This is a genomic window from Odoribacter sp. (genome assembly GCF_985060555.1).
Genome location: NZ_CFKYFN010000113.1, coordinates 1 through 14,010 on the forward strand (window position 1 = coordinate 1; position 14,010 = coordinate 14,010).

Below are 14,010 nucleotides of genomic sequence, written 5' to 3' on the forward strand. Positions count from 1 at the left end.
AAGGCAAAATACCCCCTTGTAGAATCGGATATTTGATTTCAGTCTCCAATAGGGATACGAATAAATCGAGGGTGCCAAATACTTTTTGGACACCCTCTTCCAAACAAAATTGATATATTTGCAAAGTCTAAAGAATCTGAGAACTCAGAACGGACACACTAAGTGAAACACTACCCTCAAAGGTTAGGTTTACCTGTAACTTCATATAAAAAATCCATTGTCTAGTTGGAATGTATAAATGGCAGAACTTTACTTACATGAACACCAGATCGGTCACGTTGGGATTCTTTAACGACAAACTCGACCCTGTGAACTCGATACGATTCGATAAGTATGAACTAACGGAAATAAATTTCAATGGTGACACGTTTAACCCTTACCAGCAAAATAGCCCCTGTTATCATGTAAAGGATACTCGTGCGGAACAATCTTTATCAATAGAGCATATACCACTTGCCAACTTTCAACAGGTTTTAAATACAATCTGGGAAGCTGAAAGTAAGAAATAGTAATATAAAAAAGAAAAGCCAGTATTTTATATTATTTATAAAGTTGCTGGCTTGAATTTCATATTTTTACTTCTATTTACTATCAAACACTTGACAATATATCAAAAATAACCAACACTTAATAATCTGTTATTTCTAGCGTTTTTGTTTTGTCTTCAACAATCACTATATTTGCAAAAAGAGAATGACTACATGAATCTGATTGAATTAAATATGGATAAAATCATTGCCTTGTGCAAGAAGTACAAGGTTAGTAAATTATTCGTATTTGGTTCTATCCTCACGAATCGTTTTAATAAAGAAAGCGATGTTGATTTCATAGTTAATTTCGACAAAGCACAAGTAACAGATTATTTTAGTAATTTCTTTGACTTGAAATACGCTTTAGAAGATATATTGGGAAGAGAAGTTGATTTACTGGAAGAACACGCTATTCGTAATCATTATTTGAAAGAAACTATCGAGCAAACCAAAGCATTAATATATGGATAACTTTACCAAGAAACACTTGCAAGATATACTTAATGCGATTGATGACATTGAAACATTTTTCGAGGGACAACCAAAATTGTTTGAAGAATTTTGTCGAGATATACGTTTACAAAGAGCGATTGAGAGGTGCATTGAAATTATCGGTGAGGCGATGAACAGGATATTAAAAGAGAACAAGGATATAGCCATCACTAACGCTCGTAAAATCGTGGACGCTCGTAATTATATCGTACATGGTTATGATAGTCTTTCGGTTGATATTCTTTGGAGTATTGTTGTCAATCACCTCCCCCGTTTGAAAAATGAAGTGGAAAAATTACTACAAGAATAATATTAAGCGGTAAATCCATTTAGTGGAAAAATACAAAATTCTACTCTCTATATACAATTATAAATGGCACTATAAAATATTTGTTTGTCCTTTATTTTTATTATTAAAAGGCAAACAGGCTGTAATTCCCGCTGGAACATCTATTTCTGCAACCGTGGCAACAGATACTTATATTAAATTGTAATGCAAAAGGGGTGATTATTATTTAAAAATGTCTGTTTATAATCATATTTTGTTAATATGATTTTACGTTGACTCATCGTGCGTATGTCAACTTGGGTGCGAGGGGATGATAGACTTCGGTTTGGGATTTCTAAAAATATCAGGATATAACATTTGTAATCTCTCCATGTTTACATACCTGAATAAATCCATTTCATGGAAAATTCGATAATGTTCTACACCAAACCATTCTGAATTGGAGGTTTTTCCTTTCTCATGTAATTTCATAGGAACAAATTTTTCTAACAAACAAAAGAGTATCTAATTCAGGAAAGAACATCAGACCAATCATTTACATGTACAAAGGTACTTGTAGAATAGGATACGACAAAGTAAATATGCCAGAATATCAAATATTTATGTATGTAATGATGTATTGATTCATTTTTATGTAGACAGCTTTGAAGATAAAGAATATTGCATTTTAGATATTCCTCATAACAGAATTGTAGTTAGTGAGCGATTTCCTTCATTTTAGGTATTATATGCCAACTCTGAGGAAAAGTCACTGACTTAAATATTTAACCATTAGTTGCTCGTAACATCATGGTTTTCTCATCAACATTCACTATTTTTGCAAAAAGAGCAAATATGAAACAAGCTATTATCAATAAACTAAGAGAGTTCTTCACGCTACAACCAGTTGAGAAAGCATGGGTGTTTGGTTCTTATTCTCGTGGAGAAGAATCAAGGGAGAGTGATATTGATATACTTGTACGCTTTGACAAGAATGCTAATGTTACTCTTTTCAAGTATATCGGTATTGTGAACGCCTTACAATCTCTTCTGCACAAGAAAATTGATTTGGTGGAAGAAGGACAGTTGAAAGATTTCGCTAAAGAATCGGCTGAACAGGATAAAATATTGATCTATGAGAGAGAAGCCTAAAGATATCAACCGCTTGTCCCATATAATAGAGGCAATTGATAACTTGTTCGAAGTTACTAAAGGTATCAGTTTTGACGGGTACAAGGGAAATAAGACACTCCGTTTGCCGTTATCAAAAATTTACAGATAATTGGAAAAGCGGCATATTTACTGACAAATGAATTTAAAGAAAAGCATCCAGAAGTTGAATGGAAAGTTATAATTGGAATGCGCCATGTTTTGGTACATGATTATTATCAAATCAGTGATGAAATGGTGTGGGCTACAATTCAAACAGAACTACTGCCATTAAAAGAGAAGGTTGAGTTATACAAACGTAAATTAGAATAAAATATCATCACAGATAAAATATACTGGCAATAGATTCACTTCTATTGCTTTTTTTATTTGGTGGAAAATTGTAGCAAATTTAATTATATATACCCAATAGAAATATTATTCACCAATTTACGTATTTCAATTAGAGATATGAATTAAATTGAAATTTTATGTATAACCAATTAATAACAAAAAGTATGTGTATAAAAATCATATTCCAACCACCATAATTTAGTGCTAAATTGTTTATATATAAGCTATATATTACTTATATTTAACAAAGTGTAAGAAAGGGGGGGATGATAGAATCGCTTGCCGATCGTTGGTACGTGGCTGTGAATCTATTATCTTTATGCCGTAATAAAATATGATGATGATGCAGGATATAATAAACGGACGCTGCGGTTGGTGTAAAACAGACGAACTGTATGTGAAATACCATGATGAGGAGTGGGGAAAATTGGTAACCGACGATAGGAGGCTGTTTGAGTTTCTGGTGTTGGAGAGTGCACAGGCGGGCTTGAGTTGGATAACGATTCTTAGAAAACGTGAAGGATATCGTAAAGCTTTTTACAATTTCGATGCCGGATTGGTTGCACAAATGACCGATGAAGATGTCGAACGGTTAATGCAGTTTGACGGTATTGTGAAAAATCGTTTGAAAATTAAGTCGACAATCACCAATGCAAGGCTATTCCTTGCCATACAAAAGGAGTTCGGTAGTTTCTATGATTATACACTGTCGTTTTTTCCTGACCGGAAGCCGATTATCAATGCTTTTCGGTCATTGAGTGAAATTCCGGTGTCTTCACCCGAATCCGATGCCATGAGTAAAGATATGAAAAAGCGTGGATTTAAATTCTTCGGAACTACGATTTGTTATGCCCATTTGCAGGCTTCAGGGTTTATCGACGATCACCTGACGGATTGTTTGTGTCGGAAAGTTGTCCGACAGGATGGATAGGGAATACGTTATATATGAGTACATGGTTATCATCAGATTAAAGATGAGATGGCTTGGAACACAATACAAAAAAAGAGTTCTTCGGTTTATGCTCTAAGTCGTGGCATTCTGTCGGTCATAGCCTGGAGGATGAATTTGCATTTTTTAGCCAGGCTGCAGGTTTTCGGATACCTGGCTAAAAAATGATCAGATCGGATTGAAGGGAAATAGCGGTCTATAAGATCATATTGAATATAAATCCCGATAGGATAATAAAAGAGGCCACTGTGCCGAAGAATATCCCGATCAGCCGCCAGGTCATCACTTTCTTTAAAAGTGTCGCTTCGGGTAATGAAAGCCCTACTACGGCCATCATGAACGCAATGGCTGTTCCTACCGGGATTCCTTTGGCTACAAAAACCTGAATGACAGGAATAATCCCTGCAGCGTTGGCATACATGGGAACTGCCAGAATGACCGACAACGGTACTGCATACCAGTGTTCTTTCGACATATAAGTTTCGAAAAATCCTTCGGGGACGAATCCATGCATGGCTGCTCCGATGCCAATACCGATGATCACATATAGCAATACACCTCTTACAATACCCCAGGCATCACGCAGAATGACCGGTAACCGTTTCATAAAAGGCGTTCCGGTATTTTCCCAGGATTCACTTTCTGTTTCCGAATTTTGCTGAATGCTTTTCACCCAATCGCTTAGGTAACGTTCTAACCTGAAACGGTTCAAAACGATTCCGCCGATAATTCCCAATAAAATACCGCTTACCACATATACAACTGTGATTTTCACTCCGAATGTACCCAGGAACATGGCTACCGCTACCTCATTTACCAGCGGAGAGGTAATCAGGAAGCTTAACGTAACTCCCAGGGGAATCCCGCCTTTGACGAAGCCGATGAATAACGGAATGGATGAGCATGAGCAAAATGGCGTTATCGCTCCGAACAAAGCGGCAAATACATACTCCAGCCCATATAACCGGCGGGTAGTTAGATAGTGACGTAACCGCCCGATCGGGAGATAAGCATTTACTACTCCCATCACTACGCTGATTAAAAATAATAATAGGATGATTTTCACCGTATCGTAAAAAAAGAAATTCACGGCTTCTCCCAGATGACTTTTTGCCTCTAGGCCGAAAATCCCGTAGACCAACCAATCTGCAAATTTCTGTATCATAATCGAATTGTTTACTTCTCTCTTGTCATTATAAAATTATTTGAATACCGTTCCCAGATCTTCTGCTGAAATAAAGCCTGTGTGCCGGAATATTTCATGTCCGTTATTATCTAATATGATTTGTGTAGGAATGGCGGCGATTCCGAAATATTTCGTCCATTCCTGTGTTTCTTGCTTCGACACATTCATAAACCGAACTTTAACCCTTTTGCCGTATGTTGTTCGGATATCTTCCATGACACGTTCCATTTTCCGGCAGCTTCTACAACCCATCGCTCCGAATTCCAGAAAAGTATATTGCAGTCCTGTATCGCGTCGGTCTTTGTAGTTGTACAAGATTTGTATGCTATCTGCTATGCTTGCTGCCGTCGTTTCGTTTTGCATCCGGCTCATTCGGGTGGAACCTAGCCGGATGAAAGTATCCTGTAATGCAAAGAGAACTATAAGGATAACTATAGGTAAAGTAACCGTTATTCCTGTTTTTATCAGTTGCCTTTTCATTCCTTCCTCCGATTTTTATAATAACCTGATCAGATAATAGAGGCCGGTGCCGGTGAATAACCAGCCGACAATCCTTCGCATCCATCGTTCGAACACCTGTAGGCGATTGTAGAAACGTCCGATTCCTGCAATACTGTAGGCCAGCAGCCAGGCCACTACCGCTACCGGTAAAGCTGTGGCTACAGCAAAAACAACAGGAAACCACATCCCGCCTGTTGAGATCGCTGCCATCGGTATCAGCAGACCGAAGTAGAAAACCCCGCTTGTCGGACAGAAAGCCAAGGCAAATAATATACCCAATGTCAGACTACCTACACCACCTTTCAGGGTTTGCAGTTTTTCATTGTCTCCCGAAAAACCGAATTTCGGAAGATTCAACCGTTGCCCCCATAGCATAAATCCACCGGTAAGCAATAGTAAAGGTGAAATAATCCATTCCCCCCACTGACTGATTCCTTTTTGTATGGCGAACATACTTGCTCCTTCCCGTAAAATGGGGATAACCAGCAGGCCCAGGACTGTATAGGTAATAATCCGCCCCAAGGTATAAAGTAACCCGTTTCGAAAAATTCGTTTCCGGTTACCGATATCCCGGCTGATAAAACCGATAGCCGTTATATTTGTTGCTAAAGGGCAGGGGCTTATTGCGGTCAGTAAACCCAGTACGAAAGCTGTCACGACAGGTAGACCGCTATTCATTAAAATGTCCGGAGATTCCATTATTTCATCAATATTTCAATTTTTTCTTTCAATCCTGCTTTAAATCCTTCGGGATCGCTTGTTGCCTTCGAAAAAGCAAATTCTGTCATATTGTTTCGCTGTTCCTGCCCATCTTTCCAGCGATTTACAAACAGAGATGACCAGGTGACTTCATACCGATCCGCTATTTTTTCTCCTTCTTTATCCGAAATATCTACTGTCCGGTATACGATCTGTCCGGTTTTCACTGCTTCTGCGAGACTTCCTGTCAGCAATTCTTTTGTCTGTGCCTCGATGCTTTTACAAGTCATACAACGTTGTTTCCCATGAAAATAAATTACCTCCACCCGGTCGCCGGTTACGGTTTGTTCCTGTAGCTGCAAGTTTCTGCTTTGCTTTTCTCTGCAGGCGGAGAATAGAGTCAATGTAATCAATAAAGTTGTGAGTCGCATGGTCGTTTATTTTACAAGTAACTTTTTAACCTCACTAACGGTCGGCTTTCGGCCGCTCGATACCACTTTACCGTCGATTACCAAGGCTGGCATGCTCATTACGTTATACTTCATAATCTCGGTCAGTTCCTCTACTTTTACGACCTTCGCTTCAATACCGGTTTCCGATACAGCTTGTATTACTGCTGTATAAAGTGCTTTACAACTTGCACAGCCTGTTCCTAATACTTTAATTTCCATCGTTTCAAAATATTAAATAGTGAATAATTCTCATCATACAAGATTCTTGTTATTATTGTTTGTAATTCGTAGAATTACGAACAATATTCGCATAAAAAAGCCTGCTGTTTTCAGCAACAAGATTTTTTGTCTTTACAATGACAGAAAAAAACTGAAAATAATCGTTTGGCTTCCTCCCAATTGGTCCGGTTGATACAATATTTCACTTTCGGTGCCTCTATTTCTCCCTGTATCAATCCGGCTTCCTTTAATTCCTTCAAGTGTTGTGAAACCGTTGCTTTGGCTATCGGTAATTCTTCATGGATATCTCCGAAAAAGCAGGTTTCCCGTCCTGCCAGAAATTGCAGGATAGCCATTCGGGCCGGATGTCCCATTGCTTTAGCGTAGCGGGCTATTCGTTCTTGTTCGTCTGTATAATCTTTAGTCTTCCCCATAAATCAGTTTTATTGTTCGCAAAGTTACGAACAATATTTCAAACGACAAAATTCTGGCAGGAAATACTATAGAAATCTCTGCCGGACATTTGAAACAGAAACTCTGATCAGGAAATCGTTCATATGCTTATTATTACCCCGAAATGCCGGTCTCATCCAGTCGTCCCGGTACTGTTTGGGAGTGATATCAAGGTATTAATTTCCCATTGTGAGTTGAAGTAAGCAATGGCTGTTACATTGTCGGCATTACGGTACCTTCCTGGTCCTGATATCGGGCCTGAATTGCTAAGATCTGCCCGGTTTTACGACATTGTAATCAGAGGGGGGTGATGGGATCGATCGGAGTGCCTTCAAAAGATGTTGTGGTGGACTGACGGGAAAGGAACATATGGTCGGTCCCATAAAACCAAAGTTGTATACCGGATAACATTATTATTTTGTTATAAGTTTCCCGGTGCTTTAGGAGTCGTTATAGGTAGTATCGTTTTAGCTTATGGTTGCCTGAAATTTTATGACATACCGGTAAGGAAATATCTGGCGAACCGGTTTTTAAAACATAAAAACAAGATATAGTTTAGGTTTGTAAAGGAGAGCTGTTGGGGTATGAAGGTTACTCTTCCGTTTTTTCCGTTGGCCGTATCATAACAATGGATAGGACATTATTGAAGCCGAATACATAAGATAAAGACCGATGGAAGCAAAATTTGATTTGAAAGTAGCCGGGAATTTATGGTTTTTTTTGCCATAAGCCGAGGTGCTCCATCCAGCGTTGAGCGACAGGGATAATCAAGGTCATCACGAAAACGGATACCGGATAGACCCAGCTTTCGGTTTTTTACAACACGGGAAGTACACAGACGGATATCATCGGAATAATGTAGTCCGGGTGAATAGAAGACTTAGCCCTGCAAACAGAAAAGCGATCGCTACGTTGACCACCAAAGGAAATGAGGAGTAAAGCACCAGGAGAACACCGGTACAGGCGCCAAGAGTCATTAACGATAACATTTGTCCGGCTTCGATATGCCATACCCGTTTATCGACAATCCACATGCCGATGATAAGAGCTGCTATTTCAGGAAAGATAATCTCTTTCTCATGCAGGATTTCGGCAACTCCTGTCATCAGTAGTATCATGATCAGCGAACAGGCATACCTTCGGCGTTGAAGGGGATCGTTGAATAATAATAAATGGTTGTCCGAATTGTCCTGGTACTTTAGAGGATTCATGCGATTGGCGTGTACATTATTCCAAATCGTGTAATTTATAGTCTCCGGCTTTATTCTGGATGACTTGTTGTAACTCGTTTAAAGAAAATTCTTTATCTGTGAATTCGATTGTCGCTTCCGGAGGATCGAGCGTTACGATTGCTTTTACACCGTCGATGCTGTTCAGTGCTTTTTCAACGTGTGCACGGCAATGACCACACATCATGCCGTCGATAGTAAATCTTTTTTTCATGACTTTTTTATTTATAGGTTCAACTTCTTCGATCCGTACCTCGTTCCCCCTCGGGATAAGGCTTATTTTTTTCCGTTTCAGCCGTAAACTATTGCTTACTACACTCACACTGCTGAATGCCATAGCTGCTCCGCCGATCATTGGATTGAGCAGGAAACCGCAAACCGGATAAAGTATGCCTGCTGCAATAGGAATACTGACCAGGTTGTAAATAAAAGCCCAGAACAGATTTTGCCGGATGGTTTTCACCGTCAGCCGTGATAAACGGATCGTTTCCGGTATTTTCAGCAGGTCGGAGGAAAGGATGGTGACCATAGCAGTTTCCATGGCGATATCACTTCCTTTTCCCATGGCGATACTCAAATCTGCCTGTGCCAATGCGGCGCTGTCGTTTATTCCGTCGCCGACCATCGCTACCCGGGCACCTTTTTGTTGCAGTTGTTCGATAAAGATAGCTTTGTCGTGAGGAAGAACGCCCGACCGGTAATGGCCGATGTTTGCTTTTCGGGCTATAGCCTGTGCTGTACCGGCATTATCTCCGGTCAGCATGTAAACGGTCAGCCCTATTTTTTCCATCTGCCGGATGGCTTGTAATGAGGTCGGTTTTATCTCGTCGGTGATCGCGATTATGGCCAGGGCCTGGGTCGAATGACCGAACCAGACGACTGTCTTGGCTTCTTTGAGCCAACTTTCGGCCCTTTGTTTTAAGGGTTCCGGGAGGATGACGCCATTGTCTGTGAGTAATTCAGCGGTTCCGGCGTAATAGGTTTCATCGCCTGTCCGGCCTTTTATTCCTTTACCCGGTATCGTTTCGAATCCGGTGACCGGAATAGATGTTTCTTGTCCGAATTCCCTGACTATCGCTTCTGCCAGCGGATGTTCCGACAAACGTTCCAGACTGTATATTATTTTCCGGGCTTCCGTTGTTTCTGTATGCGAGTAAGTATTTACGACCCTTGGATGCCCTTCGGTTATCGTACCTGTTTTATCTAATACAATCGTATCGATTTTCCGGGCAATCTCCAGGCTTGTCGCATCTTTTATCAGAATGCCGTGTTCAGCTCCCTTTCCGATTCCTACGATGAGTGCTGTCGGAGTAGCCAGGCCCAGGGCACAGGGGCAGGCAATGATGAGGACGGTGATCATAGCCAGCAGACCGTGGGAAAAACCGGCAGTCGGTGCGAATAAACACCACAACCCGAAAGTCAACAAGGCTATACCGATGATAACGGGTACGAAAATACCGGCTATTTTATCTACCAGTTTCTGTACAGGGGCTTTACTTCCCTGGGCATCTTGCACCATGCGGATGATTTGAGCCAGCATGGTATCGGCCCCTGTTTTGTCGGCAGTGAAATGAAAAGCCCCTTTCTGATTCACCGTTCCGGCATATACCTTTTCGCCGGCTTGTTTGTGTACGGCTATAGGCTCACCGCTGAGCATGCTTTCATCGACGTATGAATCCCCGCTTATTACCGTCCCGTCAACAGCGATACGTTCTCCGGGTTTTACAGCTATCGTATCTCCGATCCGGGCATTTTCGATCGGTACGGTTTGTTCGCCCGATCCGGTAACGATCGTAATTGTTTTGGGTTGCAGACCCGCTAGTCTACGGATAGCCGTTGAGGTGTTTTGTTTCGCCCGTTCTTCGAGTAAGCGGCCCAGAAGAATAAAAGCTATAATACCGCTTGCAGCCTCGAAATACAAATGGGGCGTTATCCCCCGCGATAACCAGAAATCCGGGAACAATAGATTGAATACACTGAATAGATAAGCGATACCGGTGCTGTTGGCAACCAGGGTATCCATATTGGAAGTACCGTGTTTCAATTGCTGCCAGGCACTGAGGTAGAATCTGTTTCCGAAACCTAAAACGACACAGGTCGAAAGGAACCATAAAACATAGTTCATGTAAGGAATATTCACAAACACCATACTGATGACCATGATCGGTAGCGATAATAAAATAGCCCCGAAGGTCTGAATTTTCAATAAACGGTATTTTTCGTTTTGTATTTGTTTGGCCTTCTCCTCGCCCTGTTGGTCTGTCTCGGTCAGCAGATCGTATCCTGCATCTTGCACCGCATTTTTCAAGGCCTGAACAGAACAGATCTCCGTATCGTAGACGACCTGGGCCTGGGCGGTTGCGTAGTTTATATTGGCTTCACATACACCGGGTTGTTCATGAATGACTTTATCTATTCTCGCTGCACAAGAGGCACAACTCATTCCTACCACCGGAAAAGTTTTTTTTATTTTCATACGCTTAACCTTTATATGATCTCTTTCCGGACAAAGATAAGGTATACCGGCCGATGTACTGTTATAAAATTATGGATATGATTTATATCTTACACTTTATCCAAAGGGGAGCGTTTGTTGCCTTTCAGACGTTTAAATTCACTGGGGGACATTCCGGTTACCTGCCGGAACTGGGAACTCAAATGAGCGACACTCGAATATTGGAGCTGTGTGGCTATTTCGCCGATCGTCAGCTCGTCGTAAATGAGTAATTCTTTGATGCGTTCTACTTTTTGAGCAATATAGTATTTCTCTATGCTGATACCGTTTTCTTCGGAAAAAAGTTTACTTAGCAAGCTGTAGTCGTAATGACATTTCCCGCTTAAATATTCGGATAATTTCAATTTAGAGAGATTATTTTCATAATGGACCAGTTCGATAATGGCAGTACGGATTTGTTCGATAAGACGATGGCGTTTATCGTCGAGCAATTCGAACCCGAGCGCTTCAAGTGCTTTCCGGATCAGAAACCGGTCTGCCGGTTTCAACGGTTCTTCGATGACAACCTTACCCAATTCAATCCGGAGTGGATTGAAATTCAGGTTTTTGAGCATTTCTGATACAACCAGAATACATCGGTTACAAACCATATTTTTTATAAAAAGAACGTGCTCTTGTTCTTCCATCGTGATTATTATTAAGCGTTTGCTTTGCCACTCTGCACTTTCACAGCAGTGTCCCGGACAAAAATAGGGATTATTTCGGTGGCTTTGCATGATGAAGTTATTAAAAATATTCCGGGCTAATTCCTTAAATAATCTTGTATTATTGATAAGAATGTTTATTTGGGGAATAATAAGATCAATCTTTCTATTGTTCACATGATTCCCTTGCTCCGGAACAGGGGAAAAATAGCTAATTGTAGCTATATAGCTATCGTCGGGAGTTTTGTATTTTTATCCCCACAAAATAAACTCTTATGGATATTATCGAACTCGCAGAACAAAATCAGCAAAATGCCTGGAAATTACTCGATGAAACGGGTATTATTCCGGCTTGGGAACGTATCGGGGCTACCGTACATTTGGTCGGTTCGCTCAAGTCAGGTTTGTTAATGAAAAGCAGGGATATCGATCTGCACATCTATACCGGGAAACTCGATATTACGGAGAGTTTTTCGGTTATGCAGGAATTGGCAGAGCGGCTTAAACTGAAAGAGATTCAATACAAAAACCTGGTTCATACCGAAGAAGAATGTATCGAGTGGCATGCTCTGTATGAAGATCAGGAACTGCATACATGGAAATTCGATCTGATTCACATCCGCAAAGGTTCGAAATATGACGGGGTGGTGGAAAATGTCACTGCCGCTATTGCAAAACTGCTCACACCCGGGCTTCGGGAAACGATACTTCGGATCAAGTATGAGGTGCCGGATGGCGTAATGATTCCCGGGATCGAGATATACCATGCCGTTTTTACAGGAGGTGTCCGCAGTTACGTAGAATTGGAACGGTGGCGACAGGAACATCCGCTGACCAATAGTTTGGATTGGCTGCCGTGATTAATAAAGGAGGCCGTAATCCTCGGCCCGGTTTATGGCTTCGATAGCATTACCGGCTTGTAGTTTGGATAGAATATGTTTCCGGTGGTTATTTACGGTATAGATACTGAGGTGTAGTTTATAAGCGATCTCTTTGCTGAGTAAGCCTTGCCTTTCCTGTCCTTTTGGACGACCTGGTGGCGACTGATGACATTTACATATTGTTGCCGTACATTCTGCATACGAATTTGAAATACCTGTTGATAATCGTTCCTTTCTTCTTGTGGAAGTGAATAGATAAACAGCCCGTGCTCTATCTGAAAGGCGGGAAGTTGCGCCCGGTCGTCAGGATGGATTCTTTCTTCCAGTAGGTTACCCTGTTTTCTGATCGTTTTTATTTGCTTGGAGTTGTAGCCGAAAAGATCTGTAAAATGATCGGAAGCAAAATCATATCTTTTTTTGAATACATCGACAGTGAAGATACAACTTGGGCTTATTTGGGAAAATGCCTGTATAGAGGTTCTCTTTTTGTCCCACAACTTATAGTCTGTGTCAAGACTGCTGATTTGCTGCCTTGACCATAGTTCTTCGGGAGTTATTCGCTGAATCGTCATGTGGCAAAGATAATAGATAAATCGATTCCTTATTGTTTGCTAAGCATTTTGGGGGTAAAGTGATTGATAGTAGAGTTGGTGTTGGAATATACATTGGTTTTACTTATAAAGCAAGCAATAATTGGTAGGGTTGTAATTAGCTGAAGTATCTTATTTGACTATCGACGAATAAGATCAAATTTAGGTGTTTATATACATGTTTATCCTAAATGTATATTTATAAGTGTAAATATGTATATAACTGTTTTAATAAAAATAATCGTCTATGAGAACGGTACAGCCAAGACAATCTTAAAAACGGATGAGTTATTCAGTAGAATATTTTTGTGGCTCAAATCGTCTAAAACGACAGTCGGTAATTATAGGATAACTCATTCCTAACAGGTATATTTGTAACAATCAAAAGTCGGGTGATATGACAAAACAGAATGCAATCAAAGTCTTCGAAGAAAAGAAAGTCCGTACCGTATGGGACAGTGACAAAGAGGAATGGTATTTCTCAATAGTAGATGTGATAGCGGTATTAACTGATAGTCCTAATCCAAGGAAGTATTGGAGTGTGTTAAAAACTCGTCTAAAAAAAGAGGGAAGTGAGTTGACTACAAATTGTAGTCAACTGAAAATGCCCTCATCTGACGGTAAGTATTATAAGACAGATGTTGCTGATACCGAGCAATTGTTTCGGTTGATACAATCCATACCCTCTCCTAAAGCAGAACCTTTCAAGTTGTGGATGGCACAAGTAGCTAAGGAACGACTTGACCAAATGCAAGACCCGGAACTGTCTATTCAGCAGGCTATGATGGATTACAAACGGTTGGGATATTCCGACAACTGGATTAATCAACGGCTCAAAAGTATAGAAATCCGTAAGGACTTAACGGATGAATGGAAACGGCATGGATTACAGGAGGGTG

The 14,010-nt window shown here is 40.6% G+C and carries 16 protein-coding genes and 1 pseudogene; 7 read left to right on the plus strand and 10 right to left on the minus strand.

Annotated features, from left to right (window positions below; all coding sequences use genetic code 11):
- The first annotated feature begins 701 nt into the window (after positions 1 to 701).
- The 5 genes from AC5RDS_RS16155 to AC5RDS_RS16175 all read left to right on the plus strand — a co-directional run bounded on the left by AC5RDS_RS16155 (position 702) and on the right by AC5RDS_RS16175 (position 3,724).
- The gene (locus AC5RDS_RS16155; protein ID WP_013613501.1) at positions 702 to 1,001 is read left to right on the plus strand and encodes a nucleotidyltransferase family protein; all 300 of its coding nucleotides are present in this window, start codon (positions 702 to 704) and stop codon (positions 999 to 1,001) included.
- Entirely contained in the window at positions 994 to 1,332 is a 339-nt protein-coding gene (locus AC5RDS_RS16160) for a HepT-like ribonuclease domain-containing protein (protein WP_013613502.1), read from the plus strand. The genes AC5RDS_RS16155 and AC5RDS_RS16160 overlap by 8 nt, the downstream gene beginning before the upstream one ends.
- An 813-nt stretch (positions 1,333 to 2,145) precedes the next feature.
- Positions 2,146 to 2,442: a nucleotidyltransferase family protein gene (locus AC5RDS_RS16165; RefSeq protein WP_013613503.1), complete on the plus strand. Its 297-nt coding sequence runs from the start codon at positions 2,146 to 2,148 to the stop codon at positions 2,440 to 2,442.
- 150 nt (positions 2,443 to 2,592) lie between these two features.
- The gene (locus AC5RDS_RS16170) at positions 2,593 to 2,772 is read left to right on the plus strand and encodes a HepT-like ribonuclease domain-containing protein (protein ID WP_229041888.1); all 180 of its coding nucleotides are present in this window, start codon (positions 2,593 to 2,595) and stop codon (positions 2,770 to 2,772) included.
- A 364-nt stretch (positions 2,773 to 3,136) separates the two neighbouring features.
- On the plus strand, positions 3,137 to 3,724 hold the full coding sequence (locus AC5RDS_RS16175; RefSeq protein WP_013613504.1) for a DNA-3-methyladenine glycosylase I: 588 nt from the start codon (positions 3,137 to 3,139) through the stop codon (positions 3,722 to 3,724).
- A 214-nt stretch (positions 3,725 to 3,938) separates the two neighbouring features.
- On the opposite strand, the gene AC5RDS_RS16180 is transcribed toward AC5RDS_RS16175, so the two are convergent.
- The 9 genes from AC5RDS_RS16180 to AC5RDS_RS16220 form a co-directional block, all read right to left on the minus strand.
- A complete protein-coding gene (locus tag AC5RDS_RS16180) occupies positions 3,939 to 4,907 on the minus strand; it encodes a permease (protein WP_046402699.1) in 969 nt (322 codons plus the stop codon).
- Between the two features lie 36 nt (positions 4,908 to 4,943).
- Positions 4,944 to 5,408, minus strand: coding sequence for a thioredoxin family protein (locus tag AC5RDS_RS16185; RefSeq protein ID WP_494222410.1), 465 nt, complete (start codon positions 5,406 to 5,408; stop codon positions 4,944 to 4,946).
- 15 nt (positions 5,409 to 5,423) lie between these two features.
- Positions 5,424 to 6,128 (minus strand): aromatic aminobenezylarsenical efflux permease ArsG family transporter, encoded by a 705-nt coding sequence (locus AC5RDS_RS16190; protein ID WP_494222411.1) that lies wholly within the window; start codon positions 6,126 to 6,128, stop codon positions 5,424 to 5,426.
- Positions 6,128 to 6,559: a nitrophenyl compound nitroreductase subunit ArsF family protein gene (locus tag AC5RDS_RS16195; protein ID WP_013613509.1), complete on the minus strand. Its 432-nt coding sequence runs from the start codon at positions 6,557 to 6,559 to the stop codon at positions 6,128 to 6,130. The genes AC5RDS_RS16190 and AC5RDS_RS16195 overlap by 1 nt, the downstream gene beginning before the upstream one ends.
- Positions 6,560 to 6,565: 6 nt before the next feature.
- Positions 6,566 to 6,799: a thioredoxin family protein gene (locus AC5RDS_RS16200; RefSeq protein ID WP_013613510.1), complete on the minus strand. Its 234-nt coding sequence runs from the start codon at positions 6,797 to 6,799 to the stop codon at positions 6,566 to 6,568.
- Positions 6,800 to 6,909: 110 nt separating this feature from the next.
- Entirely contained in the window at positions 6,910 to 7,233 is a 324-nt protein-coding gene (locus AC5RDS_RS16205; RefSeq protein ID WP_013613511.1) for an ArsR/SmtB family transcription factor, read from the minus strand.
- Between the two features lie 864 nt (positions 7,234 to 8,097).
- Positions 8,098 to 8,463, minus strand: a complete 366-nt coding sequence (locus AC5RDS_RS16210) for a hypothetical protein (protein WP_118104864.1) — start codon at positions 8,461 to 8,463, stop codon at positions 8,098 to 8,100.
- 16 nt (positions 8,464 to 8,479) lie between these two features.
- Entirely contained in the window at positions 8,480 to 10,957 is a 2,478-nt protein-coding gene (locus AC5RDS_RS16215; protein WP_368318401.1) for a heavy metal translocating P-type ATPase, read from the minus strand.
- Positions 10,958 to 11,046: 89 nt separating this feature from the next.
- Positions 11,047 to 11,622, minus strand: coding sequence for a helix-turn-helix domain-containing protein (locus tag AC5RDS_RS16220; RefSeq protein ID WP_181990589.1), 576 nt, complete (start codon positions 11,620 to 11,622; stop codon positions 11,047 to 11,049).
- Positions 11,623 to 11,915: 293 nt separating this feature from the next.
- On the opposite strand from AC5RDS_RS16220, the gene AC5RDS_RS16225 reads away from it, so the two are divergent.
- Positions 11,916 to 12,500 (plus strand): nucleotidyltransferase domain-containing protein, encoded by a 585-nt coding sequence (locus tag AC5RDS_RS16225; RefSeq protein ID WP_118104862.1) that lies wholly within the window; start codon positions 11,916 to 11,918, stop codon positions 12,498 to 12,500.
- Here the strand turns inward: AC5RDS_RS16225 and AC5RDS_RS16230 are convergent.
- Positions 12,501 to 13,093 (minus strand): annotated as a pseudogene (locus AC5RDS_RS16230) (response regulator transcription factor).
- 415 nt (positions 13,094 to 13,508) lie between these two features.
- On the opposite strand from AC5RDS_RS16230, the gene AC5RDS_RS16235 reads away from it, so the two are divergent.
- On the plus strand, positions 13,509 to 14,010 hold a 502-nt coding region (locus AC5RDS_RS16235), incomplete at its 3' end, for a BRO-N domain-containing protein (RefSeq protein WP_306442797.1).

Coding starts and splice junctions, on each gene's coding strand:
- AC5RDS_RS16155 (WP_013613501.1), top strand. CDS start 702: ATGAATCTGATTGAATTAAATATGGATAAAATCATTGCCTTGTGCAAG.
- AC5RDS_RS16160 (WP_013613502.1), top strand. CDS start 994: ATGGATAACTTTACCAAGAAACACTTGCAAGATATACTTAATGCGATT.
- AC5RDS_RS16165 (WP_013613503.1), top strand. CDS start 2,146: ATGAAACAAGCTATTATCAATAAACTAAGAGAGTTCTTCACGCTACAA.
- AC5RDS_RS16175 (WP_013613504.1), top strand. CDS start 3,137: ATGCAGGATATAATAAACGGACGCTGCGGTTGGTGTAAAACAGACGAA.
- AC5RDS_RS16180 (WP_046402699.1), bottom strand. CDS start 4,907: ATGATACAGAAATTTGCAGATTGGTTGGTCTACGGGATTTTCGGCCTA.
- AC5RDS_RS16185 (WP_494222410.1), bottom strand. CDS start 5,408: ATGAAAAGGCAACTGATAAAAACAGGAATAACGGTTACTTTACCTATA.
- AC5RDS_RS16190 (WP_494222411.1), bottom strand. CDS start 6,128: ATGGAATCTCCGGACATTTTAATGAATAGCGGTCTACCTGTCGTGACA.
- AC5RDS_RS16195 (WP_013613509.1), bottom strand. CDS start 6,559: ATGCGACTCACAACTTTATTGATTACATTGACTCTATTCTCCGCCTGC.
- AC5RDS_RS16200 (WP_013613510.1), bottom strand. CDS start 6,799: ATGGAAATTAAAGTATTAGGAACAGGCTGTGCAAGTTGTAAAGCACTT.
- AC5RDS_RS16205 (WP_013613511.1), bottom strand. CDS start 7,233: ATGGGGAAGACTAAAGATTATACAGACGAACAAGAACGAATAGCCCGC.
- AC5RDS_RS16210 (WP_118104864.1), bottom strand. CDS start 8,463: ATGAATCCTCTAAAGTACCAGGACAATTCGGACAACCATTTATTATTA.
- AC5RDS_RS16215 (WP_368318401.1), bottom strand. CDS start 10,957: ATGAAAATAAAAAAAACTTTTCCGGTGGTAGGAATGAGTTGTGCCTCT.
- AC5RDS_RS16220 (WP_181990589.1), bottom strand. CDS start 11,622: ATGGAAGAACAAGAGCACGTTCTTTTTATAAAAAATATGGTTTGTAAC.
- AC5RDS_RS16225 (WP_118104862.1), top strand. CDS start 11,916: ATGGATATTATCGAACTCGCAGAACAAAATCAGCAAAATGCCTGGAAA.